Raw genomic sequence first — 25,480 nt, 5'->3', positions numbered from 1 at the left:
GCGTCATGTCGCCTGATCGGTCAGGGCGAGGAGGTCGGCGAGGATCTCCGAGGCGGTCGCCCGGTCGAGGTCGCCGAAGCGGCAGGACCGGCTCCCGTGCGGGGCGTCGGTCAGCCGCACCCCGTACAGGGTCTGCTCGGGGAATTCGTCGAAGGCTCCGGCGATGATGCCCGGGTCGAGACCGATGACGACGAAGCGGTCGTCGGCGACCTGCCGGGATATCCAGGACTCGACGCCCGCGTCCTGGGGGTCTCCGCGCCGCCAGCCGCGCCGTTCCAGCCCGACCACCTTGCCGACCGGAACGGCGCGGCCCTCGAAGCGCTCCAGGCGGGCGCCGTCGCGCTCCTGCTCGGTGAGGGCGTGGACGGCGCGTGCGAGCTGCGGGAACGGCTGGAGGATCTCGTAGTCGGCGAACATCTCCGACCAGCCGGTCAGCTCGCCGTCGTCCAGGTCCACGGGGTGGCGGATGCGGACCCGCGCCGCGTCCGGGAGGACGAGCGCCTCGTCGCCGATGTCGGCGAACGTGCCGTCCTCGGCGATCCGGAACGTCGTCCCGTCGTCGGTCGCCCACACCAGGCGCCGCGCGATGTGCTGGACGAGGGGATGCCCGACGAAGAAGTCGGCGAACTCCTGGACCGTCCACCGGCGGCCCGTCACCATGGCCGTCTCCAGCCGCCGGATCTGGTCGGCGGCGATGGTCCGCACGTCCTTCTTGAGTGCGGTGAACCGCTTGTACGCGGCGGGCGCCTGTTCCTCGTCGTCCTTGGCGCCGGGCTTGGGGAGGGCCTTGCGGTGCTTGCCGTCCCCGTCATTGACATAGGGGGTGAGTTGCTCGTCGAACCCGACGGTGAACCGGCGCGGGCCGTAGTCGAGGGTCAGGCTGCCGTCGGAGGTGAGACCGAGATCGGGCACCAGCCGGTCGGCGAGCCGCTCCGGGGTGAGCCCGAGTCCGGCCGCCAGCTCGTCGATCCTCTCCTGGGCCCGCGCCTTGAGGCCCTTGAACTTCACCTTCTGCGCGATGCCGTTCAGGTGCATCAGCGCCACGTCCGAGCCGATCCCGGCGAGCACGTCCAGCCCGGCGACCGCCTTCTTGTGGCCGCCCTCTCCCGGCCATGCCCGTACCAGCGGAGATAGGCGCCGGACGGCCTCGTCGTCCCCGAGCCACCCCAGTTGCGTGAGCGCCCACCCGTCCTTGGCCGGCGCACCGCTCAGCTCCCACCGATGGAAGACGGCCCAGGAGAACCGCGCGAGCGATTCCGCGTCGCAGAGCCCGCGGACGATCTCGATGCCCGGGTAGGGATCGCCGGGCTTGGACATCGCGAGCATGGTGAGGAAGTGGCCGGTGGCGGCGGCGGGCAGGGCCCGGCCGCCGATCAGGATCTGCGGGAGCAGCGCGGGATCGGCCCACGCGCCGGGCCGGGGCACCTTGGCCGGCAGGACGTCCAGGGGGTCGGTCGCCAGCATGGTGGCGACCGCGTCCGCGGCCCGGTCGCCGTGGTGCCGGGCGGCCTCGACGATCGGCTCATCGCCGTGCCCGGTGGCGAGATACCGCAGCGCCGTCTCGGCGCTGCGGCGCTCCACGCCGGGCTTGCCGAGCGCGGCGGGCAGCAGCGGCGGGACGGCGTCGAGACCGTGCCGGTCGAACCACTCCCGCGCGGCGGCCCGGGCCGAGGTGAGGCGGGCGAGCCATCCGGCCGCGAGGGAGGCGGCCTCCGCGTCCAGGAACGGCAGGATCAGCAGGCCCGCGTTCGCCGGGTTCGCCCGTGCGATGCGCAGGACGAACGGGAGCGCGCCGCCCTCGAAGCGCGCCACGATCGGCATCGCCCAGCGCTGCGCGCCCCACAGGTGGTCCGGGCGCCACTCCTCCAGGATGGGACGGACGAGGTCCTCGGGTCCGTCGGCGAGGAGCCCGCGCACATCCCACCAGGTCAGCCTGCCCGCCCAGTACCGCTTCGCCATGCCCTTCCAGTCGGTGTCGGCCCGGTGGCGCCAGTACTCGCCGGCGTCGCCCGCCCACCGCTCCCGCTCGCCCGGCGCCCATCGCACGGCCTGGACGGCCGGCGGGGCGAGGCCGTCGAGCACGACCGGCTTGGCGGCCTTCCGAGTACGCGTCCATGGCGGCTCGGTCAGCAGCGCGGGCAGCGTACCGGCGGGTACGTCCCCGACCCGTTCCAGGCATGAGGTGACCGACTCGGGCAGGCCGTCCACCAGCAGTTCGGGGTGGGCCACCAGGTGGGCACGCAGCAGGTCGGTGGCGTGCGCGGCCTTCGTGGAGCCCCCCTTGGCCGCAGGAGCCAGCAGGCTCACCGCCCGCTCGGGGAAATGCTCCATCGCCTCGATCACGGCCTCGCGCACGGACGGCCGGCCGAGGCGGTCGACCAGGTACTGGAACGGTTCGTCTTCCGGCAGGAGGGCGACCATCCTCAGCAGGTCGCTCCGGAGGTCGTAGGGGCAGCCGCCCTCCACGATCTCGGTCAGCAGGGGCAGGACGCCGGCGGAGCCGACACCCTCGACCAGAGCGGCGACGACGGACACGGACAGGTCGTACCAGCCCAGCCGCAGCCATCCCCGGACCTGATCGAGCTGGCGTGCCGAGCTCAGCGAGCACAGCAGCAGCCAGGCGAGCCGCTGCTCGTCCCCCTCGGCGAGCGGGGTCGCGCACGCGTCGTCCACCCAGTCCTGCCGGGTCGGCACCAGGTAGGCGGCCACCACGCGCTGGAGCGGGCTCCGGCGATGATCCGCCAGCCGCCGTACGGTCTCGGCGTAGGCGGCGTCGTCCGCGCTCGCGAGGAGTGCGCGAAGACGCAGCGGACCCGGCCCCGACACCCACCACCGCATGGGCCCGTCGCCATCCCGCCGGAACCGGATCCTTCTGTGTTTCTCCACCATCACGTCGACGAGCTCGGCGAACGCGCAGGCGGCGAACGGCAGGCCGTGCTCGGCCACCCAGGCGTCCACGAACCCGGGCTCGAGTTCGTCCCACCGCATGCGCGGAGCGGTGGCCACGATCTGCGTGACCACCGCCGCGCCCAGGGGATCCGGAACGCCCTCGCGATAGGCCCGCGCCCGTTCGGCCGGATCGGACTCCTTCGACCGGGACAGCACGTCCTCGATGTGGCGGTCGACCTCGAGGAACAGAGCGTTCGCCGTCCCGCTGTCAAGGGGCCCGACGGGCACGGTGAGCCCGCCGCGACGGGGGTGCAGTTCCCGCAGCAACCATTCCGGGAACTCGAGCATGGCGTCACTCCGCTTCTCGTTCACCGCCGACGCCTGCCGTGGCCGGTGCCGATCTCCACGCCCGCCGCAGTGAAGGCCTGGGTGATCCGCTCGACCATTTCCTCGGACATGAAGTGGTAGCCGAGCTCCAGCCGCTGGAGGCCGCGGAAGCCGGCGGAATTCAGCAGCACCTGCGCCCCCTTATCGGTGAGGAGGCTGCGGGACAGGTCGAGGCTGTGCAGCCGGGGCAGCACCTGCGAGGTGGCCAGTTGCTCGACCACCTGGTCGATGAAGGTGAACTCGCGCAATCCCAGATGGCGGAGGCGCGGCATCGTCCCGCCGCCGAAAAGCTCGTCGAGGGCAGATCGTTCGCCGGGATCCTGCGCGTCGCTGAAATCCTCCGACCACCACAGCTCCAGGTGCTCCAGAGCGGGCAGCCGGCAGGCGGCGATGCGCTCGATCTCGTCCACCTCAAGCACGCCGTGCAACGCCAGGCGCCGCAGCGCGGTGTGGCCGGGAACGCGGAACCGCAGCGCCAGCTGGGCGCACATGTCGAGCTCTTCGAGCCGCGGGAAGGCCTCCAGCAGGACGGCCACGTCGACCTCGTCGCCGCTGAAGACCTGGTCGTCGTCGATCTCCCCGACGAACAGCGCCCGCAGATTCGGGAAGTCCGCCGCCCGCCGCGCCAGCATCTCGACGGCCTGGGAGAGCGCGACGGCGTCGTCGTCCACGTACGGGTCCCCGCCGATCGGCGTGACGAAGATCTGAGGACGGGGCGTACCGACCGGCTCCTGGGCGTCGGACTCCACCCGGCCGTGGTCGAAGGTACCGCCGATCACCAGTGCGCTGATCGCCTCGCCGCGCGTCCGCTCGGCGAGCCAGCGCAGGTGGTCGCCGGTGTGCCGGAACCCGTCGCCCCAGGACACCAGGGGCAGCCACCAGGCCACCGCCCCCGGATCGGCGAGCGCCACGGCCAAGCGCTCCGCGTCGTCCTGCTCGTCCGGCACCAGGCCGGGCGGGACGGGCGCGTCCATCCGCTCCAACGCGGCGGCGGCACCCTCCCGCAGATCCCAGCTGCCGCGCGAGGGCAGCGCGTCCAGCACCGGCAGCCCGCCGAACTCGACGATCTGGTTGCGCGGGAACGAGCTGATCACGATTTCCGCCGCCACGATGCGACCTCCTCAGCGGTGATGAATGCGCGGTGAATCGATCACTTGGGCGACCTCGGGCACCCGCCGGTTCCCTCGGCCCGTGGATCGGTTCAAAACGGTCACCCGACTGCCTATCCGTGCCCGGATAAGTGCGAATGGGGGAATTCGCAGGGCCGAAGGCCGATCCCGCCCGGCCCCGGCGCTTAGCCTCGCTCCCACCGGCGGGAGCGGCTCGTGATGCGCGCCGGCCCCGTACCGGATCTGCGTGGCGATGTCGCGCAACGCCCACCGGGCACGCTCGGGAAGCAGCCCCCAGAACGGCGTGGACGGCCGGGGCCGTACAGGGCGGTCATGGCCTCGTCATCTTGTCGATGGCGACCATGGTGGCGCGGGGGCGATCACCACCTTGCGGCGGGCTGGGCCACCCCCGGGCCACCTTCGTGCGGGATGGGAACGTACCGCTCGGCGGGCGGAGGCAGCGCCTCGACGCACGCCGCCGAACAGGCGTTGACCAGCAGCGGCAGGACGTCCGTGGCGACGCGCAGGGAGATCCACACCTGCCGGAACCCGTCATCGATCGGTGCCGCGCAGACGCTGCAGCCGCGGACCGCGTCGGCGCCCTGAGAACCGGGATCGGCACGACCCGGCAGCAACTCGGGGAACGGCGGCCGGTTCTTGAAGTTCCCGTACAGCACCCGGGTGCTGACCGTGCTGTCACGCAGTCTCGCGCACCGAGTGATCTCGTACGGGAACCAGTGCAGCCGGTGCGAGGTGTACGGGCTGAACTCCTCCAGCCCGGTCATCCCGCCGATCTCCGGCGGGATCCGGACGAGGTTGCTCCCGTACAGCACCAGATGCCTGACAGCGGTGAGCTTGGCGATGGTCGGCGGCAGCGTCACGATCTGCCGCCGTTCCGCCGGCCCCAGTTCCACCAGCGGTTTGAACTCCTCCCGCCCGTCGGCGGCCGCTTCCTCGATCAGCTCCAGCAGCCGCAGCCAGCCCGGGGCCGAGGTGTCCTGACGCTCGCCGTGGAAATGGACGCGCTCCGCCTGCTGCTCGCCGTCCCAGTGGCAGCAGGTGCAACGATCACGATCGCTCCCGCCCCCGGGCCCGACCGCGTCCGCCCACCGGTTGCCGAACGTCCTCAGCGGCTTTTCCTGCGTCATGGCGATCAGGGTAGGACCCCACCGCGCACCAAAGTGTGCCGTAAGCCGCATTGCACGGGTGGTGGCCGGTCGGCGGGGGACCCGTTCACGGCTCCGTCTCACTCCACCGGACAGCCTCCCTCTCGGGAACGGGTCTATGAGCCGGTGACCTTCGCCTTTGCCTTGCGGGAGGTGACGGGCTCGGCGAGCCGCTGCTCATCGCAGGCCTTCTGGAGGCTCTCCAGGGTCTCGTCCAGTCCGGCACCGAGTCGCGGGCCGGGGGTGAAGGTCGCCGGGAGGTAGCGCATGCCGTTGATGACGGAGATCGTTTCGTAGTGCGCGGTGCCTTCGGGGTCGCAGGTGTAGTCGGGCATGCGGTCGAGCACCTGAATGAGCATGCGCTTGAAGACCGTGCGGGCGACGTTCGAGCCGATGCAGCGGTGGACGCCGAGGCCGAAGCTGTTGTGCCGGTTGCCCTCGCGCGCCAGGTCGATGCGGTCGGGGTCGGGGAACGCGGCGGCGTCCCGGTTGGCCATCGCGAAGGACACCCAGAGGCGCTCGCCCTCCTTGAACCGGGTTCCGGCGAGCTCGCAGTCGGCGGAGATCGTCCGGCCGTTGCCCACCACCGGGGTGTAGAAGCGCAAGAACTCCTCGGTGGCGGAGTCCAGGAGGGTGGCCCGCTCGCGACTCAGCCGGTCGCGTTCGGCCGGGTTCTGCGAGAGCCATTCGACGGCGTGCGCGGTGAGCGCCGTCGTGGTGTCGAAGCCGCCGCCGATGAGCAGGCCGAGCACGCCGTGCAGTTCCTCGTCGGGCTGCTTGTGGCCGTTGATCTCGGCATTGACCAGCCCGTCCACCAGGCCGGGGCGGGGATGCTCCCGGATCTCGGCGAGCCGCCGGGCGATCTCCCGCTGCATGGCCATGTGCAGTTCCCCGACACGCATGATGTCAGGCGAGGTCAGCGGGGTGTACATGACCGCGTGGGCCGGTTCGCTGTAGATCCGCCAGTCCTTGACGGGGATGCCCATCATGGCCAGCGTGAAGGCGGCCGGGACGATGTTGGCGAGATCCTCGACGAAGTCGATCCGGCCTTCCTCGATCCTCTCGTCCAGGCAGGCGCACACCAGCTCGTCGATCCACGGTATCCAGCGGTCGATGGCGGCAGGGGAGAGGTACGGATTGAGCGCCTGGCGGTAGTGGCGCTGCTCGGGCGGGTCCATTTCGAGGAAACCGCCCCGACGGCCCCGGCCACGTTGCGGGGCGGGAATGGATATCCCCTGGTAGCCGCGCCGCTCTCCCTTGACGTCATGGTCGTTGGAGACGTATTCGGAGGCGCGGACGATTTCGAAGACCTCGCGGTTGCCGGCGGCGACCCAATGGCCGCCGTAGGTCTCGGACCATGCGACGGGGCACCGGGAATGCAGCTCCCGGGTGATCTCTTCGAAGTGTTCGCGGTAGCCGGGGGCATGCCGGTCGAAGTGAAAACTGATCTTCTTTCGGTCCTCGCCACCGACATCTTCCGTGCTCATGCGTCCTCCACAGAGATCGCCTGCTCGGGGCAGCTTCTGACGGCTTTGATCACTTGCGGTTCCCAGCCGGCCCGGACGGTCTCGCTGGTCGGTGACGAGTGGCCGTCGACGTCGTCCAGTTCGAAGACATCCGGAGCCTGCATGGCGCAGAGCGTGTGGCCCTGGCAGCGCGCTGGATCGACCTTGACTTTCACGACGATGTCTCCTTTGTGGTCCGGGTATGGGAATCAGCCCACGTGAAGCGGCCACCGGCATCGACCCAGGACGGCGTTCCGATCATGTGGGCAGCCGCGCCGAACGACAGCAGGGTGCCACCGGTTCGAGCGAGAGTGACCAATCGTTACCGGGCGTGCATATTGGAGTCTCGCTGTACGAGAGCATTACTCTGTTCAAAGAGAACGATACTCTCACCGGTTTGCCCGCACCAGACCCGATGAATATCGAGGCGTATCGTTGATCTCGATTGGCGTACGAACCACGTGCGTGCCGGCATGAGCCGCGCGAGCGGACGCCATCGCGGAGCGGCGACACAATATGTCTCGTTCGTCGCGACATGGTGGACCAGGACCATGCTCCACTCGACTGGGTGATCGATGCGTGCGACGACGAGACGGCCATGCGCCGCTGCGCGACCTCCGCGCATCCCGCGCTGCGGCGCAGCGCGGCGCACTGTCCGCATCTGCCGGCCGATCTGGTGCGGGCTCTCGCCGTGGACGATGACTTCCTGGTCCGGCTCTTCCTGGCCGAGAACCATCCAGACCCGCCGAGTGAGCTGCCGCGAGTAATCCGGCACTGCCGGTCGAGACCATGGACCACATTCTCAGCGGATGACGTGTCTCGCCGCCGCGCACGGCGCAGACATCGGAATTGCAAGGCCCTGAAGGTTCGCTGGAGAAGTTTCTCCAACAGCGTTGGCTTGTCAGTGCCGAAACGGTGCCACAGGCTCTGACCTCCGCATTTACAGGTTCGGCGCGGCCAGGATTTCTCGCCGTACCGGGGTGGCGGTGGTCATCGGCGTTGCTCGGGACGCGCGGGCGCGATGATGGTGGCCACCGGCGGGTGGCCGTGCGGCGAGGCCGCGGGGCCGAGCACTTGGCAGCGGGCGGTCCCGTGCCTGGCCCACAGCGTTGCCGTCCAGGCGCAGATGAGGGCGTCGATGAGGTCCTCGCGATGCTTGTAGGCGAGGTCGGTGTCCGGGGACGGTTCCTCGGTCAACTGCCGGGCGACGGGGTGAGAGTCCAGCAGCAGGGGCGGAACGACCGTTGCCAGACCATGGAGGCGGCTGATCAACTCGTCGCAGGTCTCAGCGCGTCGGGGTCGCCAGGCCGAGACCGGCAGAGCCTTCGGTTTGCGTTTGTAGCGGGGGCGTTCCTGGTCGTAACCGAACTCCGTGGTACCTACCAGGGTTGTGTACGGATAGCACTCCGAGACCATCTGACCGGCTCGCGGGGGGCCATGATGCCCGTCGGAGTAGGCCCATCCACGTGTTTCGAGTCTTTCCCGTAGGGCGACGCCCGCCAGTCGCGGCGAGGCGGCGTTGGTGGTGTTCGCGCTGACCTTCCAGCGGCCGTAGCGCTGCCCGACCTGTGTCTCGCAGATCCGCTGGCCACGGGCGTTGGTCACCACCAGTGGCGCGTCGACGAACAGCAACGCCGGCCGGTCCGCCGCGGCCCGCTCGATCCAGGTGACGGTGGCGTCCAGCCCGCGGGTCCAGCCTGCGTCGATGATCCTGCCTCGGTCGTCGAGGACGGCGACTCCGCTCTCGTTCGCCACCCGGTCGCCGTCGCTGTCTCGCCACGCCAGGTCGACACCCAAGAACCGTTCCATCGCCATACTTTTTGTACCGCCCTCCAACCAGCCCGGCCAGCATCGTGTCACGACCATCTCAGGCAGCACCGCGCTACGTACGGCACGTCAATATGAATCATCGCCGTCGTCGTACTGCCGTGATCTTGCATAACTGGTAGATATGCCGGCAGGCGAATCGGTTGGTCGAGCAGCGACCTCGAGATTTCGGCGGGTGGTCCAGAGTGAAGACGCGACTGGTCGAAGAGCACCCCTACGACTCACGATTTCACTCGGGCGGTGATCGCGCGGCCGAAGGAAAATGCTCCTGGCACGGTGGTACGTGCGACGACGAGGTCGTGGCCAGCATCCTGACCCGGGACGCGGGCGGGGACGCCTGGCATGCCATGTGCCGACGCGCACTGGGAGCCTTCCGTCCGGGGCGTGAGATGGGCGAGCAGTCGTCCACCGTGGGCGAAGGGCTGAACGTGGTCTCTTTCACGGTGCCGAAATATCCACCGGCCAAGAACGAAGCCCTGTCCATGATGGGCGCCGGTCATTCTCATGCGGGGAGGGTCCGCCGCCTTCTGGAAGCGGCAGGGCGTGCCCGCGATGAGCAGGCCTTCGTTCCGATCGAGAACGGGTGGGTGGCCCTCGACGTCGTGCTACACGCTCCGGCGGATCGCGATCCATGGGATGCCACCAACTATCTCGGGGGTATCGCGGACGTACTTGAGGACAAGTCACGCCGCGGCACGCTCGACCATCTCGGTGAACTCGCAGATGTCTGGCTGTACCGCAACGACCGCCAGATCAAGGAGGTCACCTATCGCCAGATCGCGTCCGGCCACGCCCAGTACGTGGTCACGGTGCGTGTCGTCGAGAACCCCGAGGTGCCGTGACCGCTCGGTTGGGCGACCGAAGACGCCTTCCGTGATGAGCTCGCCAGCGAGGCGGGAGCGGTGGCGAGATCAGGTGCCTGTGCGGGGGACGGCCCATGGGCTGGTCACTTTCAGCAGGGTGGGTCTGCGTCGGGCGTCGCGCCAGATCTGCAGGAGGTGGGCCGGGCCGTCGGCGCGTACGTGGTAGCGCAGGCGGTAGTCGCCGTGCCCGGGCAGAGAGGGAAGATCGTGGCGGGTGCCGTCCAGTTCGGTGATCGACAGTTGGCCGGTCGGTGAGCGGTAGCTGATCTCCACGATGTCGTCATGGTCGTCGAGGACGGGCTCCGGGCCGTACGGAGCGAGGACGACGGTCAGGTCCAATGGTCCGCTCCGGTGCGGCGTCCACAGGACGGCGCCGCCGGGGACCACGTCGACGATCCCCGCACTCGCGGCGTCGTTCGGGAGGGGAAGGACGCTCGCCACGGTGTGCCCGCGGTCCAGTAGGTAGAGCTGGCCGGCGACCACCTGCGTCCTTACGCGCAGCGTCGCGGGACGGGCGGTGGCGCGGCGGTCGAGTTGCGGGTCCGGAGGGAAGCCCGCCGCGGTCACGGCGGCGGCGAGTTCTTCCTCGGATACCTCGGCGGCATGGCGCATCACCGCAGGTTCAGAGTGTGCGTAGTGCGAGGCTCATGGCTTCGACCGCCAGGAGCGGCGTGACGTTGGCGTCGATTCGGTTGCGGCATTCCATGATGGCGTCGAGTCGTCGCAGGGTCTCCTCTGGCGTCCCTGATGAGGCCGCCGTGAGCAGTTCGGCGATCCGGTCGGGGTTGACCAACTCGGTCGTTGAGCCGAACTGCAGGACCAGGACGTCACGGTAGTAGGAGGCCATATCCAGCAGCGCTCGATGAAGGGAATCGCGCCTGATCCTGATAGCGCGGGATCTCTGGCGTTCTTTCAGCTCCCTGAGGGCACCCGCCGTGCCGGGTGGCATCCGCCCCTCGCCGTTCTCACCGAGTGCCCGTCTGAGGTCGGCGGTCTCGATGGCATCGAGTTCCTCGGTAGTGGCTCTGGCGTCCGCGGTGGCGGCGGCCATCAACGTGGCGGCGGCCGTCACGGCCGGACCGACTCCCGTCAGCAGGCAGGGCAGCGCCAATACCTCGTCACGCCGGTTGCGAGCCTCCTGGTCGATGGTCATCTGCCGTGCCCGGCGGATGTCGCCCTGGGAAGCCCTTGCCGCCTTGATGGCGAGCTCACGGTCGGTGCCGTCTCTTTGGACGAGCGCGTCGGCGATCGCCGCGGCCGGAGGCGTGCGCAAGGTGGCCGGCCGGCATCGGGATCTGAGGGTCATCATGAGGTCGTGCGGGGTGGGGGCACACAGCAACCACACGGTTCTGGGCGGTGCTTCTTCGATGGCTTTGAGCAGGGCGTTGGCGGCGTGTTCGGTCGCTCGGTCGGCTTCCTCGAACAGCACGATCCGCCAGCGCCGGCCGGTGGGTGACGTGGCTGCCTGGCGCACCAGTTTCCGGGCCTCGTGGGAGCCGTACGACAGCCCGGCCGGCCGCACTACCTCGATGTCGGCATGGGCGCCCTGGCGGACCTGGTGGCAGGAAAGGCAATCGCCGCAGCCGGGTGGCATGCGGGGACATTGGAGGGCCGCGGCAAAAGCCCGGGCGGCGGTGGAACGACCGGATCCCGGAATTCCGGTGAAAAGCCAGGCGTGTGTCATGCCCGCGCCCGCCTTGCCGGTGCCGGCCAGTACGGTGCCGGCCAGTACGGCAGCGGCTTCGTCGACCGCGGTGGCCAGCCGAGAAACGAGTGCTTCCTGGCCTATCAGGTCATCCCAGACACTCATTCTCCAAGATTATGGAATTCACCGGCCTCGGTGGAGTCCTGCCGGGACAAGTGGGGCCGGAGAAGGGCCGCCACCTTGGGGGCGGCCTGTTCGGGGATCCAGTGGCCCACGCCGGGAAGGGTGTGGAAGGTGTAGGGACCGGTGACGTAGTCGCGGGTCAGGGAGGCGCATTTGGGGCCCAGGGCGGGATCGGCGTCGCTGGCGATGAACAGCGTGGGGACGGTCACGGGGGACAGACGGCTCGGAGGGTTGAAGGGCATGGCCCGGTACCAGTTGAGCGCCGGAGTGAGCGCGCCCGAGGTGATGAGGAACGTGACGTCCCTCAGGGTGTTGGCCTCGGGTTGCCCGGCGGTCATCTTCGTGGCCCTGGCGGGGTTCCCGGAGCGGTAGAGGCGGCGCAGGGCCACTTCCGGGATCCAGGGGAGCTGGAAGAAGTACATGTACCACGACATCAGGAACTGGCGGCTGGTGAAGAGGGAGCGTATGAACGCCGCGGGGTGGGGGACCGACAGAGCCGTCAGCGTGGACAGGGCGTTCGGGTGGGCTGCGGCCAGTGCCCAGGCGACCGCCGCTCCCCAGTCGTGGCCGATGACATGGACACCGCGAGTGCCGGGGTCGGCCGTCCTGATGAGGGCCAGGACGTCGTCCACCAGTTCGGACGTGCGGTAGGCGTACCTGCCGCGAGGACGGGCTCCTGGTGAGTATCCGCGCTGGTCGGGGGCGAGGGTGCGGTATCCCTCGGCGTGCAGGAGGGGGGCCAGGGCGTCCCAGGAACTCGCGGTCTGGGGGAAGCCGTGGAGGAGGACCACGATGTCGCCGTCCAGGGGGCCCTGGTCGACGACGTTGAAGACCAGTCCGTCGCGTGTGAAGGAGGAGAGGCGCTTCATGGGCGGGCCTGCGCCCACTGGCCGTGGAAGGAGTAGCCGAGGCTTTCGGGGACGGGAAGGGTGCAGACGGGGCCGTCCGCGACGGCCCGGGCGTTGAAGATGACGATGTCCGTCGTCCCCGCGGCGATGTCGTTCGTGTAGACGATGAGCCAGCCCTCGTCGCTGGTCTCGTCGCGGTCGCGGGGGACGAAGAGGGGCTCGCCGACCAGACGGCCTGGGCCGTGGTCGTACGTGTCGGCCACGCCGGTCTCGGTGTCGTAGCGCGCGACCGCCGTGAACGCGATGCCGGTCGTGGCCGTGGTGGCGGCGGCGCCGTAGACGTCGCGGTGTCCCGCTGTGGACAGCCGGGGGTCGATGGTGGGCCATTCGAGCGGCTGGCTGTGGAGCTGATGGGCCTCGACCTTGCCGGACGTTCCGACGCGGTAGCGCCAGAGCCGCCCGACGGGCAGGCAGGACGGGTCGGTCAGGTGGCCGATGCTGGAGATGGCCTCGTGCATGACGGTCCAGGACCGGAAGCGGACCAGGTCGAAGACGATGTCAGGGCCGTCGTCGTAGGCGCCGGCGAAGTGCCACTGGAACCAGGGGTCGGTCTCGACGACGCGGAACGGGCCGCCCGCGCGGGGGACGAGCAGGATGCGGGTGGGCTCGTCGCCGTGCCAGCGCATCGACTGGAAGGTCGGAAGGCGGCCGGACAACATCGCGGCCAGGTCGAGGATGACGGGGCCGAGGCAGAACACCAGGTGGGTGGCGGTCATCGCGAAGTCGTGGACCATGAAGCGGCGGGGGATCCGGATCGACCGCACATGCTCGGTCGCTCCGCCGCGCCTGCTGCGGTAGATCTCCAGCTGGTTGCGCGGGGCGTACACGCAGCCGAAGTTCCAGAGCTCGCCGACGGCGGGGTCCCAGCACGGGTGGGCCGAGTAGGGCGTGTAGGCGGCCCCGAAGCGGCCGGACGGCTTGAGCCCGCCGTCGAGGTCGCAGCGGCCGAGGGTCTCGAGCGTGGCGGGGTCCAGCTCCCAGGGCATGTCGGCTTCCCAGAGCGCCAGCAGCCGGTCGTCGATCATCGTCACCGACGTGTTGGCCTGTACGGCGGGCGGGCGGAGCATGTTGCGGAGCCGGCCGCCGGGCGCGTTGGCCCCGCCCAGGCGGAGCGGAGGTCCCTCGCCGTCGCGGGCGTCGAGGGACGCCTGGTACGAGGGCGTGCGGACATAGCGGGACCGGACCCGCACCGGCCTGCCGGGCGCGAAGGTGACGGCGCTGACCAGGCCGTCTCCGTCGATGACGTAGTCGGACAGATGGTTGCCCGCGCCGTTGCGGTAGAGGGTTCCGGCCAGGCCGTCGGGGACGCTTCCCTGGCTCGGATGGAGCTCGGCGTCGACCTCCCGGGCCCAACCGCCGCGTCGCAAGTCCATGAGCGCTCCAATGTAATCAGTGAACACATTCATGTAAGCGGTGATTACATCGAGCCCCGGGACAGCTGTCAAGGTGTGGTACGACTGGCTGCATGAAGACGACGGGACGGCCCTACCACCACGGGTCCCTGCCGGAGGCGCTGGTCACGCATGCCGTCGAGCTGCTGGACGAGAGCGGCGCCGAAGCGGTGACCGTCCGGGAGGTGGCGCGCAGGGCGGGCGTCTCGCCTGCCGCGCCGTTCCGGCACTTCCCCGACCGGGCGGCCCTCATGGCGGCCGTGGCGGAGGCCGTCATGGTGGACTTCGGCGTGGTCCAGCTGACCGCGGTGGACTCGGCCGACTCCCTGCCGTTCCGGGCCCTGGGCACCGCGTTCGTGCACTACGCCTTGGCCCACCCGCACCGCTTCGCACTCCTGCGGTCCGCCCTCTTCGCCGCGGATCGAAGTCCTGCCATCGAGGAGGGGCACCGCGCCTTCACGAACGCCATCACCGGCATGATCGTCGCGGGCCAGCAGCGCGGCGAACTCCGGCGGGCCGATCCCGAACTGATCAGGATCACCGCTCAGGCCCTGGTCTACGGACTCTCCCAGATGTTCGTCGACGACTACCTCGACGCGGCCCGGGCCGAGACCCTGATCGACGAGGTCATCGACCTGTTCGGCCTGGGCGTCCTCGCACCGGGCCGATCGGTCGACGCCTGACGAGACATCGTCCGATTCGCCCTTCATCGAGAGGGTGTTGCGCAGCAGCAGCTCGGGTGTGGACCAGATGCTGGCGATCGCGTCCTCGACCGGACTCACCCACGGGACCGTCCGCCAGATCGACAGGGTCAGGCAGGCGGCCGCCTTGATCCGGGACGGGCTGCCGTCCCAGGAGGTCGTGCACCGGCTCGGGTACTTCGACCAGCCGCACATGTCGCGGTCGCTGGCCCGGTACGTCGGCCGTACCGCCACCGAATCGTCCGCGAGCCGGCGGTGCCGCTGTCGCTTCTGTACAAGACGTGACTACGGTGCACCTCTAGCGTTTCGGCCGCGGCTCACGGGAGCCGGGAGACGGGAGGTCGCCATCATGCGCAAAGTCGTTTCGACCCTGTTCATCTCGCTCGACGGAGTCGTCGAATCGCCCGAGCAGTGGCAGTTCACCTGGGACGACCAGGCGGCAGCGGCACTGGCCAGGGCGCTGGACACCAGCGACACGGTGCTTCTCGGCCGGTCCACCTACCAGATGTGGGCGGACTACTGGCCGAGCTACGAAGGCGGCGACGACGCGGCGTTCGCGGACTGGATCAACAAGGCGCCCAAGTACGTCGTCTCCGGCACGCTGGACGGCGTCGACGAGTGGCCGAACAGCCATCTGGTCAAGGGGGACCTGGCGTCGGCGATCAAGCGGCTCAAGGAGGCGGGCGGCAAGGACATCGCGGTCGCCGGGAGCCCCGGCCTGGTCGCGTCCCTGCTGGAGCAGGACCTGCTGGACGAGCTGACGCTGATGATCAATCCGGTGGTCGCCGGCGGCGGCCGGAGGAAGCTGTTCCCCGGCGACGCCACGCTGAAGAAGCTGGAACTGGTGCGTGCCGAGCCGACCAGCGGCGGCGTGATCCTGGCGACCTACCGCCCGGTGCGCTGAGCCTGCCGTACGGGCCGAGCCCAGCGTCTCCCCGCCCGATGGCTACCGGACCCCGGCTTGCGGTGAGCGTGAGGGTGTCGGCCGCATGCGGTCAGCGGCCACGGTTCGCGATAGGTGACGCGTGGCCGACGCCTCATGGGTCGGTTCGGCCGGTCACGATCAGGACGAGGGACGCGAGGGTGATCAGGCCGAGTTCGATGCCGGCGAACCAGGCGACATTCTGCGGCTTCGTGGCTTCCGCGTCGTCGGCCAGTACCGCCTTGTCCGACTTCCCCGCGGGGTCGTGGCGAACGCGGACGCGCTGGTTCACCCGCAGGGTGCGGTCGGACGGCGAAAGCGTGGCGGGGCCGCCGCCGTCGCAGGCCAGCCGATGGAGGGAGAAGGTACCGGACCCGTTGAAGGACTCCTCTTCGGTGACGGCCACCACTTTGCAGGTGGTGACGCGTCCGCGCTCGTGCAGTAGCCACTCGCTGAACCAGGCCGGAACGGTACCGACAAAGAACAACGCGACGATTCCGGCGGCGAGGGTGACGGCCATCCCGACGGGCCGGCCCCCGGTGTTGACCAGCAAGAGGGCCGTCCATAGCCCCATCACCACCAGACCGGCCACGATGAACACCAGGATCAGCGCCCATCCCCGGACGCCGGCCGGGCCGTCGGCGATCGCCCACGACATGCCCAGGACCGCGGCGGCGAACAGCGTCAGCAGCCCCACCGCCGCCACGCAGCTCAGCAGCCGCCACATACCTGCCCTCTCCAGCCGCCCAAGCCAGGCGTCGTCGTCAATGATCACACGACGCCTGGCGCCTGTACCGGGCGGTCGCTCCGAAGCGGGCGATGCCGTTCATCGCCTGCGGTCGTTCCTCCGGGAGGTCAGCTGCGTTTGGGGCGTAGTGCGCTGGGGCCTATGCGGATCACCGAGTTGAGGGTGCGCCACCACGGGCGGGTGGGGTCGGGGTCGAGCCCCGCCGCCATGCGGTGGAGCTGGTCGGCGTGCCAGAGCAGGCTCAGTGCGCTGTCCACGGGCGGAAGGTCGGTGAGGCGGCCGATCAGGCCGCGGGCGCCGACCCGGATGACAGGGGCGTCCAGCCGCTCCTGGCCGCGTTCGAGGAGGGCCCTGGGCGCGTCCGAGGTGATGCAGGCGGGCCGTCCGATGCCGATGATGTCGCAGTCGCGCTCGGCGAGGGCGCGCTCCATCGCGGCGCGTGTGCGGAAGCCCCCGGTGACGGCGATCGGCACCTGGCCAGCGATCTCGCGGACGGTACGGGCGTAGTCCAGGAAGTAGGCCTCGCGCGCGCGGGTGGACTCGGGTAACACGCCCATCATGGCCGGTGCCTCGTACGAGCCGCCGCTGATCTCGATGAGGTCGACGCCCTCGGCGATCAGGGTACGGACGACTCCGTGGGATTCCTCCTCGGTGAATCCGCCGCGCTGGAAGTCGGCGGAGTTGAGCTTGATGCCGACGGGGAATCCGGCGCCGACGCTCGCGCGGACGGCGCGCAGGACCTCGACCACGAAGGCGCGGCGGCGTTCGGGATCGCCGCCCCAGGCGTCGTCGCGCTGGTTGGACCCGGGGGACAGGAACTGGGTGACGAGGTAGCCGTGCGCCCCGTGGATCTGCACTCCGTCGAATCCGGCGGCTTCGGCGACGGCGGCGGCGGTGCCGAACCGCGCGATGATCTCGCGGATCTCCCGGTCGGTGAGAGCGCGCGGCTTGGCCGCGCCGGGGACGCGGGCGGCGATCGCGCTGGGCCCGACCGGGCGGTGCCGTCCGGCGCGCTGGTTGGCCTGGCGGCCGGGGTGATTGAGCTGCGCCCAGAGCGGCCCGCCATGTTCGTGATAGCTCCCGGCCCACCGGGTCAGGGCGGCCAGGTGGCGGTCGTCCTCGATGATGACCTGGCCGGGCTCGCTCAGGTGCCGGTGGTCGATCATGATGTTCCCGGTGACCAGCAGGCCGTATCCGCCGTCGCCCCATCTGCGGTAGAGGTTGGCGAGGCGGGTGCCCGGGGCGCCGCCGGGCTCGGCGAGGCCTTCGCTCAACGCCGACTTCATCAGCCGGTTGGCCAGGGTCCGGCCCGAAGGAAGAGTGAGGGAAGAGCCCAGTCGGCCGCCGGCCGGAGTGGAACTCATGGCTTTCTCCTTGCGGTCCATGCCGCTACGGCGGCGCCGTACATCACGCGGAGCGCGCCGCTCGGGTGGCGAGGTGTTCGGCGCCTTGATCGTCTCACCGATGACGGTGGCCAGAGGGACCATTTCCCCATGCCCTTGGCGCTGCCGGCCGGCGTCATCGTCCAGGGCTCCGGACTGGCCATCGCGGGCCTGTTCGCGGTGGTGGTGCAGACCACCGTCGCGTACACGGCATCGCGGACCTGTGGGGATGGCGGAGCATCTACCTGGCCCTGGCGATCCTCGCCGCCGTCCTCGCGCTGCTCACCCTCGCGCTGCTGCCGGCGGACGCCCTTCTACTCCCTCGGTTCCGCGCTGGGAGCAGCCGCGACCACGGCCTTGTACGACGCCGCCGGCTGGATCGGCCCCACCGTCCTCGGCGCGACGCTCGCGCTCTGCGCACTCGCCACATGGGCGCGTACGGGGACGGCCGCGAGACCCCCGAGGACCTGCCGCAGGTGCTGGTACGGGGAGGAGCGGAACGGGTCCGGCGGTAGCGGAGCGGCCTTGGCGATGATGGCCTGATCCGGAACGGCCGGCCGCGGGCTGGCGGCCGGGCGGATCGCGGTCGCGGGATCGGGATCGGGATCGGGAACGGGCTTTCTCAGTCCGCCGCGATGACCTCGATCTCGACCAGCCAGTCACTGTCCAGCGTGGTGGCGATCAGCGCCGTCGTGGGAACTCTCCGCTTCCCCAGCGCGGCCGTTCGGGCGGTGGAGTTGGCCTCGGCGTAGGCGGGATCCCGCAGGTAGCTGGTCAGCCGCACGATGTTGTCGACGGTCATGCCGGCCGAGGCGAGGATGGTACGGATGTTGGACCAGACCAGGTCCAGCTGTTCCTCGATCCCGGCGCCGGGCCTGCCCGCCGGGTCGAGTCCCATCGTTCCCGCGACGAACAGCAGGCGCCCCGCGCCGCGGACTTCCATGGCGTGCACGTAGTCGCTGGTGGCCGCGTACACGCCCGCGGTCGGGTTATGGGGGACTTGTTCCAACGGTCGTCTCGTTTCTGGACGGTCCGGCAGCGCCGGGGACGACGCCGTCGCGGAACGGGCGGGTCTCTACGAGGCGGAGCTTACGATCTCGGCCGTGCCGGTGAACAGGCGTACATCGTGGCGGAGGCGCCTTGCCCGCCGGTGTTACCGGCGCGTCGCCGCGGTCACGAAGAGCGGGAGGGCGAGGAACAGCCGCCCGCGCCGGCCCCGTTCACGCTGCTCGGCGATCCAGGCCTCGGCCTGCGCGCCGCTGATCGATCCGGCCGAGCGTGCCTTCTCGGCGAGGTTGGCCAGAACGGGCACCATCGCCGCGTCGGTGAAGATCCTGGTGTGGGCTTCGACGGTGATGTCGGCGAAGCCCGCGTCGAGGAGGAGGTTGCGGGAGCGTCTGACGATGCGGGGCGCGGGGACCAGGTCGGCGCGAGCGTGCACGATGGTGCGGGTGAGCGCGGCGTCGTCGGCGTCGATGACGAAGGTGTCCCAGTCCTGCCCGATCAGCACGATGCGCCCGCCGGGGGCGAGCACGCGCCGCGCCTCGCCGATCGCGCCGGCGGGGTCGTCCAGGACGTGGTACACCTTCTCGGCGCGGTAGCCGTCCAGCGCGCCGTCGGCGAAGGGCAGCGCGTGGGCGCTCGCCACGCGGAAGTCCACGTCCGGCCAGCGCTCGCCGGCCACAGCGATCATCCGCTCGTCGGGGTCGACGCCGACCGACCGCGCGCCCCGCTCGGCAATCTCCGCGGCCGCGCGGCCGGATCCGCATCCGACGTCGGCCACCGCCGCATCCGGCGCGATGCCGAGCAACTCGTAGGAACGCGCGCGCAGTTCGCTCGCGCCGGGAATGCCGTCAGCGATGTCGAGCAGAGCGATGAGCGCGTCGGTGTCGTCCTTGGTACGGCCTGCCGTCCGGTTCTGGTCCATGACCGGATCCTGCTGGTTAAAGCCCACTTGAAGTCAAGCGGGCCGTTCGGCTGAATGAGCGTCGGCGCGCCTGCCGGGCGTTTCGTGGCTACGTGAGGGCGATCCGGGTACTGCTCCCCACGCCGCTCAGCGCCTGCATGGCCTCGCGCTCGATGCGTGAAAGGTCGCCGAGGAGGGTGCCTGCCTGTTCGAGGCAGTGCGCATCGCCCGATCCACCGGCTTTCGCGATCAGTGCGGCGACCTCCGTCCACAGGGCGGCCGCCTCGGTGTACAGCCTGTGGCCGGTGCGCAGGTGGCCGCTGTCGACCACGTGGATGCTTTCGGCCAGGAAGTCGCGGTAGAGGTTACGGAACAGGGCGCCGCCGGTGCCGGCCTGCTCCATCAAGAGTGCGGCCTGCGGCAGGTCCCGCTGCGGGTCGTCGGTCCGCTGGAGCCATGTGCGCACCATCTTGCCCGCCTTCTCGATGCCCCGGTGGCCGAGGTTGGCGATGGGCGGGTTGAGGAACGTGTCGGCGCAGGCGGTGATGGCCGGAACGATCTGGTCCTGCGGGGAGGCCAGGTCCCGCGGAGCGGTGAGGGTGAAGGACCGGTGCTTGGCGGTCATCGGGCCCCGCGCGGCCCTGGCCTGAGCGAGGCTGGGCAGGCTGGTGCGTACCGCTCCGCCTTGCGGGTCGGTGTCCACCAGGTAGGCGTCGTGGTCGTCGTAGCCGTACATGGCGACGACATGACCGCCGAAGTGCACCTTCGTCCCGAAGTAGTCCAGGTGGTAGCTGTCGAGCTGCAGTCCGACGGGCCGGCCGGCGTCGATGGGGGCCACCACGTTCTCCCAGCCCTTGCGGGGTGAGGTGGTCTCCTGGACCAGGAGCTCCAGCCCGAGCCGGGCGGCGAGGTTATTGGTGAGCTCGAAAGGCTTGACCCGTCCTCCGAGGAAGGGAAAGCCCATGTTCTTGCCGTCCCAGTAGATGAAGGACAGGCCGGAGCCGAGGCCGAAGAGCATGGGCTCGGACAGATCGATTCCCTGGTGCCGCAGCAGCACGCCCAGCGTCGTCGTCTCGCAGTGCTGCCCGCCGCGGGCATCGATGTCTAGTTCGTATGGCACGCCATCATGGTGGACCCTCCCACGGTGGGAGAGTCCACCATGACGGTCTCCTAGCGCGTGGCCTGCGCGGTGACGCGCTGGATCGCCCCGACGGCGACATCAGGCTGGTCGACGTAGATGTAGTGCCCGCTCTTCGCGGCGGTGCTCAGCTTGCTCTTGCTGGACAGCGTGAGCCACTTGCGCTGCCCCGCGGACCATGCCCGCTCCAGGCGCGGCCCGTACTCGGGAATGGCCGCGAGGTACTGCTGCCCGTGCTGGATCACCTCCACCGGGATGTCCCCGGCGGAGCCGACCTTCCCGTCGACGATGGCCAGCTTCTCCGGGTTCTGCCCCTGGAAGACGGCGAGGTTCTGGGCGCGTACCTGGGCTCCCGGGCCGGTGGCCGACGCGGGAATCGCCGTGCTGATGTCGGCGACCATCGTCGGTGGTGTGGCGTCCATCAGGGCCAGCCCCTTGACCCGGTCCCGGTGGTCGGGAGCGTACCGGCCGGCGATCAGCCCGCCCAGCGAGTGCCCGGCCAGAACGACCGGCGCGTCACCGGCGATCTGGTCGAGCACCCCGGTCAGGATCTTCCCGCTGCTGGCGAAGCTCTGCGGGCCGTCCGGCTTGTCGCTCGCGCCCGCGCCGAGGCGGTCGTACGAGCAGACCCGGTTCTTCGCGCTCAGGGTCTTCTGGACGGCGGCCATCTTGTCCAGCCCGTCGCCCCCTCCGTGCATCAGGACGATGACCGGCCGGCCCTTCGCCAGGTCGCCCGCGCACGAGACGTTCACCGACTTCGCGCCGACCTTGATCTTCTTGGTGCCGGTGAACGGCTCGGGCTCGGCGCCCTGCGTGGAGGCGAGCGGGTCCCAGTTCTCCAGCGAGCCGTCCTGGCAGCCGGTGAGTCCCGTACCGACCACGGCACAGCACAGGGCGGTCACGGCGGATGCCTTGAACTTGCGAAGCACGATGTCCTCCAGAGAGCGAATTGCCGCCGAACGATTCACACGACGGTGAGGGGAGCGGCCGAAGCGGCGCGGCTCAACGCTAGGGAACCGACGGTGCCGGCATCGTCACCGTCCGGTGGACATTCGCCGGTAGCTCGCACGGGGGACAAGCCGCTCCGCGGAAGCCGCCCCTGGCCGGGCGCCTGCGCGGGCGGGCACGTTCATGGCGTTCCGCTCAGCTCGGTCGCGAGGGCGGTGATCGTCTCTTTCGGGTGGGTCGATCCGGGGAAATAGGCGCAGACCCGTTCGGCCACGTCGCCGAACCGGGTCCTGATCTCGGCGGCGCACTCGGCCGGCGTTCCGACGACCGCCAGGGTCCGCGTCATCGTGTCGTCGATCAGACCGACCATCGTCATGATGTCGCCGGTCTTGGACAGCGCCTTCAACTCGGGTTGCAGATCCCCCCAGCCCTCGATGTCCAGGACCGGCCGGTACGCGGGGGTCGAGCCGTAGAACGCCAGCAGTGCCTTCACCCCGAAGGTCGCGGCCTCGATCTCCTCGGGGGTGTCGCCCATCGCGACGATCGCCTGCGGGTACAGCTCGATCCGCTCGCGTCCCGCCCGTTCCAGGCCCTCGGCCACGGCCGGGAGCGTGCGCTCGCGGAAATGCCGATGGCTGTGGAACGGCATCACCAGCAGCCCGTCGGCGACCTCGGCCGCGGTCCGGGTCATCACCGGGCCCAGCGCGCCGAGCAGGACCGGCGGAACGCCGTAGGGGTTCGGTCCGGGGACGAACGTCGCGGGCATCAGGGTGTGCCTGGTGAACTCGCCGCGGAAGTCCAGCGGGGTGCCGTCCTGCCAGGAGTTCAGGATCGCCTTGACCGCGAGGACCGTCTCGCGCATCCGGGCGGCGGGCCTGCTCCAGGTCGAGCCGTACCGGTTCTCGATGTGCGGCCTGATCTGCGAGCCCAGTCCCAGCCGGAACCGGCCCTTGCTCAGCAGTTGCAGGTCGTACGCCATGTTGGCCAGGTTCATCGGGCTGCGGGGGATCGCGATGGCGACGTTGGTCATCAGGTCGGTCGGCGGCACCTCCGCCGAGCCGGCCGCGACGATCAGCGGCAGGAACACATCGTGCGGGCCCTCGAAGGTGAACAGGCCGTCCACCCCGGCGGTGACCAGCGCGCGGGCACGCTGCGCCGCCTCGTCCGGCCGGCCGTCCAGTTGCACATCGAGCTTCATCGACCGATCTCCGTTCCGCGGCGGCCACACGTCCGCCGGCGAGGGGCTGGATTCCTGGAGTGAGCCTGGCATGCCCTTGAAGCCTTGGGGTGTCCGAGCACGCCCCATATCCCGCCCGGGCGGACTCCGGCCAAAGCTCTCTCGATTCTTCCGATCATCTATACGATGCGCGGCATCCCCCTCTTCGGGAGGCCCGCATGGACATCGCGTCGCCGGTGACGGCCGTTCGCTGGGCTCGCGTGGTCGCGGTGGGGGTGAGCTGCGGATTCGCCTTCGGCGGGTATGTCGGGATCATCAATGCGGAGCCGGGAGGCAAACCGGCCGCGTTCGTCCTGCTGACCATGCTGCTGCTCCTCCACCTGCGGAACTGCATCCGCTGGTCGGACGACGCGCGGGTGCGGGGCTGGCAGTGGACGCTGGGCGTCCAGGCGGTCCTCACGGCCGTGGGCATGGTCTGGTACGCGTCCACCTGGTACGGGAACTCCGGGTTCCTGGCGGCGGCGGTCCTGCTGCTCATCCGCCGGCGGTGGGCGGCGTGGGGCGGGTTCGCGCTGGTGATCGCGGTGCAGTTCGCCGCCGCGCTGCCGGTCCGGCCGACGATCGCGGAGGCGGCCTATCTGGCGGTCGGGCACGCGGCGTTCGTCGGGATCGCGCTGTACGGGGTCGCCCGGCTGGCGGACCTGGTCAGCGACATGCGGCGGACCAGGGACGAGCTCGCGATGGCCGAGGTGGCGCGCGAGCGGCTGGTGTTCGCGCAGCAGCTGAACGAGCGGGTGGGCGTGAGCCTCGAGCGGGTCATCCGCGATGGGGAGGCGGGGGACGCGCCGGCGGTCAGGCGGCGGCTGGACGTGGCGCGCGCGGCGCTGAACGAGACGAGGTCGGTGGCGCACGGGTACGGGCGCGAGCACCTCGCGGGCCCGCCGGTGGCGGATGATCTGACGTCCAGGGCGGTGGCGGTGCTCGGGGCCGCGACGATCTGCCTCATGATCGTGCCCAGCCATGTGCGGGCGTTCCTGCGCGTCGACCTGAGCGTGCCGGAGACGGCGGTGTTCCTCACGGCGCTCGCCGCGTTCGTCCTGCTGTTCCTTCGTGCCTGCGCCCCTTCGAGCCGTCCGCTGTGGACGTTGGCCATCGCCGTGCCCGCCCTGGCGCCGCTGCTCCTCTTCGATCTGGCGCTGTGGCACGTGGTCTACTACCTGCCGGGCGTCGTGCTGGTCGTGGTACGCGGGTGGGCGCGGTGGGTCGTGGCGGTCCCGTTGATCTGCCTGGATTCGCTGCTCGCGATCTGGGACGCGCAGCTCGGCGATCCGACCGCGCTGGGGCTGGTCTACGAGATCGTGTGGTCCGGGGAGCGGGCGCTGGTCGTGTACGGGCTGGTCCGCATGGGCGAGCTGGCGCTGCGGGTCAGGGAGGCGCGGGCGGAGCTGGCCCGGGTGGCGGTGGCCCGCGAGCGGCTCAGGTTCGCGACCGATCTGCACGATCTGCTCGGCCTGGGCCTGTCGGTGGTCGTGCTCAAGAGCGAGCTGGCGCTGCGGCTGCTGGACAGGGATCCCGCTCGGGCCCGCGCGGAGCTGTCCGAGGGGCTGGCGGCGGCCCGCGGGGCCCTGTCGGACATGGAGGCCGTCGTGGCCGGGCGCGGCGAGATCGCGCTGGCGGCGGAGGCCGAGTCCACCCGCGCGGCGCTCGCGGCCGCCGGCATCGAGGTGTCCGGGTCGGTCCAGCCGGTGCCGCTGCCCGCGGAGACCGACATGCTCCTCGCCACCGTCCTGCGCGAAGGGGTCACCAACGTGCTGCGGCACAGCGAGGCCGGCCATTGCGAGCTGGTCGTCGAGGTGGTCGGGCAGAACGTCCGGTTGCGGCTGGTCAACGACGGTGCCTCGGGCCGGGACGCCGCCTCGGGCCTCGGGCTGAAGAACCTGGCGCGAAGGGTACGGGACCAGGGCGGGACGCTGACCGCCGGCAAGGACGGGGACGGCTTCCGGCTGGCGGCGGTGGTGCCGCTACAGCCAGCCCTGATCGGACGCGATGCGGATCGCGTCGATCCGGTTCCTGGCGTCCAGCTTCATGACGGCCGACGACAGGTAGTTGCGGACGGTGCCCCGGGTCAGTGAGAGGGACCGGGCGATGTCGTCGGCCTCCGCTCCGGTCGCCGACAACCGGAGCACATCGGCCTCGCGCGCGGTGAGCGGGTTGTCCGCCCGTTCGAGCTCGGCGAGGGCCAGCTGGGGGTCGACCACCCGTACACCCGCGACGGACTTGCGGATCGCGTCGATGAGGTCGTCGGCCGGTGCGTGCTTGAGAAGGAACGCCGAGATCCCCGCGGCCAGCCCGCGGCGCAGGTATCCGGGTTTGCCCAGACCGGTCAGGACGACCGTCCGGCAGGCCGGAAGCTTCGCGCGCAGCTCGGCGGCGGCGTCCAGGCCGTCCAGGCCGGGCAGGTCGATGTCGAGCACCGCCACATCGGGGCGCGTCCGCTCGGCCATGACGACGATCTGGTCGCCGCGCTCGACCATGGCCACCACCTCGATGTCGTCCTCGAGCCCGAGGACGGTGGCCAGCGTCTCCCGCAGGATGCGGACGTCCTCGGCGACCATCACACGGATCATGTGATTCCTTCACATGGAAGTGCTGAACCCCGCCACTACCGGCGAATTCTTCGGATTG

The 25,480-nt window shown here is 70.3% G+C and carries 24 protein-coding genes; 6 read left to right on the top strand and 18 right to left on the bottom strand.

The features are described 5' to 3' along the window. Positions 1-3 precede the first annotated feature (3 nt). The 5 genes from ACH34Q_RS11780 to ACH34Q_RS11760 all read right to left on the bottom strand — a co-directional run bounded on the left by ACH34Q_RS11780 (position 4) and on the right by ACH34Q_RS11760 (position 7,232). Positions 4-3,237 carry a DUF4132 domain-containing protein gene (locus tag ACH34Q_RS11780; RefSeq protein ID WP_395982871.1) on the bottom strand — a complete coding sequence of 1,078 codons (3,234 nt, stop codon included), beginning with the start codon at positions 3,235-3,237 and terminating at the stop codon, positions 4-6. A 20-nt stretch (positions 3,238-3,257) separates the two neighbouring features. Beyond that, positions 3,258-4,385 (bottom strand): hypothetical protein, encoded by a 1,128-nt coding sequence (locus ACH34Q_RS11775; RefSeq protein WP_395982870.1) that lies wholly within the window; start codon positions 4,383-4,385, stop codon positions 3,258-3,260. Between the two features lie 380 nt (positions 4,386-4,765). Then, complete coding sequence (locus ACH34Q_RS11770; protein WP_395982869.1) at positions 4,766-5,533, bottom strand: hypothetical protein; 768 nt, start codon at positions 5,531-5,533, stop codon at positions 4,766-4,768. A 134-nt stretch (positions 5,534-5,667) separates the two neighbouring features. Beyond that, on the bottom strand, positions 5,668-7,038 hold the full coding sequence (locus tag ACH34Q_RS11765) for a cytochrome P450 (protein WP_395982868.1): 1,371 nt from the start codon (positions 7,036-7,038) through the stop codon (positions 5,668-5,670). Continuing rightward, positions 7,035-7,232, bottom strand: a complete 198-nt coding sequence (locus ACH34Q_RS11760) for a ferredoxin (RefSeq protein ID WP_395982867.1) — start codon at positions 7,230-7,232, stop codon at positions 7,035-7,037. Before ACH34Q_RS11760 ends, ACH34Q_RS11765 begins: the two co-directional genes overlap by 4 nt. 26 nt (positions 7,233-7,258) lie before the next feature. Between ACH34Q_RS11760 and ACH34Q_RS11755 the strand changes: the two genes are divergently transcribed. Further along, positions 7,259-7,495, top strand: coding sequence for a hypothetical protein (locus tag ACH34Q_RS11755; RefSeq protein WP_395982866.1), 237 nt, complete (start codon positions 7,259-7,261; stop codon positions 7,493-7,495). A 551-nt stretch (positions 7,496-8,046) separates the two neighbouring features. On the opposite strand, the gene ACH34Q_RS11750 is transcribed toward ACH34Q_RS11755, so the two are convergent. Then, complete coding sequence (locus tag ACH34Q_RS11750; RefSeq protein WP_395982865.1) at positions 8,047-8,865, bottom strand: DUF429 domain-containing protein; 819 nt, start codon at positions 8,863-8,865, stop codon at positions 8,047-8,049. Positions 8,866-9,068: 203 nt separating this feature from the next. Here ACH34Q_RS11750 and ACH34Q_RS11745 point away from each other — a divergent pair, with 203 nt between their 5' ends. After that, positions 9,069-9,725 (top strand): hypothetical protein, encoded by a 657-nt coding sequence (locus ACH34Q_RS11745; protein WP_395982864.1) that lies wholly within the window; start codon positions 9,069-9,071, stop codon positions 9,723-9,725. A gap of 69 nt (positions 9,726-9,794) precedes the next feature. On the opposite strand, the gene ACH34Q_RS11740 is transcribed toward ACH34Q_RS11745, so the two are convergent. From ACH34Q_RS11740 to ACH34Q_RS11725, 4 genes are read right to left on the bottom strand one after another with little or no spacing between them, the layout of a single operon-like run. After that, complete coding sequence (locus ACH34Q_RS11740) at positions 9,795-10,358, bottom strand: hypothetical protein (RefSeq protein ID WP_395982863.1); 564 nt, start codon at positions 10,356-10,358, stop codon at positions 9,795-9,797. 10 nt (positions 10,359-10,368) lie between these two features. After that, on the bottom strand, positions 10,369-11,556 hold the full coding sequence (locus tag ACH34Q_RS11735) for a DNA polymerase III subunit delta' (protein ID WP_395982862.1): 1,188 nt from the start codon (positions 11,554-11,556) through the stop codon (positions 10,369-10,371). Next, positions 11,553-12,443 carry an alpha/beta fold hydrolase gene (locus ACH34Q_RS11730; protein ID WP_395982861.1) on the bottom strand — a complete coding sequence of 297 codons (891 nt, stop codon included), beginning with the start codon at positions 12,441-12,443 and terminating at the stop codon, positions 11,553-11,555. The genes ACH34Q_RS11735 and ACH34Q_RS11730 overlap by 4 nt, the downstream gene beginning before the upstream one ends. Next, positions 12,440-13,855: a carotenoid oxygenase family protein gene (locus tag ACH34Q_RS11725; RefSeq protein WP_395982860.1), complete on the bottom strand. Its 1,416-nt coding sequence runs from the start codon at positions 13,853-13,855 to the stop codon at positions 12,440-12,442. The genes ACH34Q_RS11730 and ACH34Q_RS11725 overlap by 4 nt, the downstream gene beginning before the upstream one ends. A gap of 92 nt (positions 13,856-13,947) precedes the next feature. On the opposite strand from ACH34Q_RS11725, the gene ACH34Q_RS11720 reads away from it, so the two are divergent. Together ACH34Q_RS11720 and ACH34Q_RS11715 are read left to right on the top strand one after the other, a co-directional pair. Then, positions 13,948-14,556: a TetR/AcrR family transcriptional regulator gene (locus tag ACH34Q_RS11720; protein ID WP_395982859.1), complete on the top strand. Its 609-nt coding sequence runs from the start codon at positions 13,948-13,950 to the stop codon at positions 14,554-14,556. A 367-nt stretch (positions 14,557-14,923) separates the two neighbouring features. Then, the gene (locus ACH34Q_RS11715; RefSeq protein ID WP_395982858.1) at positions 14,924-15,478 is read left to right on the top strand and encodes a dihydrofolate reductase family protein; all 555 of its coding nucleotides are present in this window, start codon (positions 14,924-14,926) and stop codon (positions 15,476-15,478) included. Between the two features lie 133 nt (positions 15,479-15,611). Here ACH34Q_RS11715 and ACH34Q_RS11710 read toward each other — a convergent pair whose 3' ends face one another. Together ACH34Q_RS11710 and ACH34Q_RS11705 are read right to left on the bottom strand one after the other, a co-directional pair. Continuing rightward, positions 15,612-16,271 carry a hypothetical protein gene (locus ACH34Q_RS11710; protein WP_395982857.1) on the bottom strand — a complete coding sequence of 220 codons (660 nt, stop codon included), beginning with the start codon at positions 16,269-16,271 and terminating at the stop codon, positions 15,612-15,614. An 80-nt stretch (positions 16,272-16,351) separates the two neighbouring features. Next, on the bottom strand, positions 16,352-17,608 hold the full coding sequence (locus ACH34Q_RS11705) for an NADH:flavin oxidoreductase/NADH oxidase family protein (RefSeq protein ID WP_395982856.1): 1,257 nt from the start codon (positions 17,606-17,608) through the stop codon (positions 16,352-16,354). Positions 17,609-17,737: 129 nt separating this feature from the next. On the opposite strand from ACH34Q_RS11705, the gene ACH34Q_RS11700 reads away from it, so the two are divergent. Continuing rightward, entirely contained in the window at positions 17,738-18,169 is a 432-nt protein-coding gene (locus tag ACH34Q_RS11700) for a hypothetical protein (protein ID WP_395982855.1), read from the top strand. Between the two features lie 79 nt (positions 18,170-18,248). Here the strand turns inward: ACH34Q_RS11700 and ACH34Q_RS11695 are convergent, their stop codons facing one another. The 5 genes from ACH34Q_RS11695 to ACH34Q_RS11675 all read right to left on the bottom strand — a co-directional run bounded on the left by ACH34Q_RS11695 (position 18,249) and on the right by ACH34Q_RS11675 (position 22,816). After that, positions 18,249-18,635, bottom strand: coding sequence for a RidA family protein (locus ACH34Q_RS11695; protein WP_395982854.1), 387 nt, complete (start codon positions 18,633-18,635; stop codon positions 18,249-18,251). Between the two features lie 144 nt (positions 18,636-18,779). Continuing rightward, positions 18,780-19,553, bottom strand: coding sequence for a methyltransferase domain-containing protein (locus ACH34Q_RS11690; protein WP_395982853.1), 774 nt, complete (start codon positions 19,551-19,553; stop codon positions 18,780-18,782). 88 nt (positions 19,554-19,641) lie between these two features. Beyond that, positions 19,642-20,652, bottom strand: a complete 1,011-nt coding sequence (locus tag ACH34Q_RS11685; RefSeq protein ID WP_395982852.1) for a BtrH N-terminal domain-containing protein — start codon at positions 20,650-20,652, stop codon at positions 19,642-19,644. 50 nt (positions 20,653-20,702) lie between these two features. Then, a complete protein-coding gene (locus ACH34Q_RS11680; RefSeq protein WP_395982851.1) occupies positions 20,703-21,599 on the bottom strand; it encodes an alpha/beta fold hydrolase in 897 nt (298 codons plus the stop codon). 200 nt (positions 21,600-21,799) lie between these two features. Then, a complete protein-coding gene (locus tag ACH34Q_RS11675; protein ID WP_395982850.1) occupies positions 21,800-22,816 on the bottom strand; it encodes a TIGR03617 family F420-dependent LLM class oxidoreductase in 1,017 nt (338 codons plus the stop codon). A 197-nt stretch (positions 22,817-23,013) separates the two neighbouring features. On the opposite strand from ACH34Q_RS11675, the gene ACH34Q_RS11670 reads away from it, so the two are divergent. Then, positions 23,014-24,927 (top strand): sensor histidine kinase, encoded by a 1,914-nt coding sequence (locus ACH34Q_RS11670; RefSeq protein WP_395982849.1) that lies wholly within the window; start codon positions 23,014-23,016, stop codon positions 24,925-24,927. On the opposite strand, the gene ACH34Q_RS11665 is transcribed toward ACH34Q_RS11670, so the two are convergent. Continuing rightward, complete coding sequence (locus tag ACH34Q_RS11665) at positions 24,817-25,422, bottom strand: DNA-binding response regulator (RefSeq protein ID WP_395982848.1); 606 nt, start codon at positions 25,420-25,422, stop codon at positions 24,817-24,819. The two genes, ACH34Q_RS11670 and ACH34Q_RS11665, sit on opposite strands and share 111 nt — an antisense overlap. Positions 25,423-25,480 lie beyond the last annotated feature (58 nt).

The organism is Actinomadura sp. 9N407, from assembly GCF_044326315.1.
Lineage (GTDB): Bacteria > Actinomycetota > Actinomycetes > Streptosporangiales > Streptosporangiaceae > Spirillospora.
This window is presented reverse-complemented; position numbering and strand designations above follow the sequence as displayed.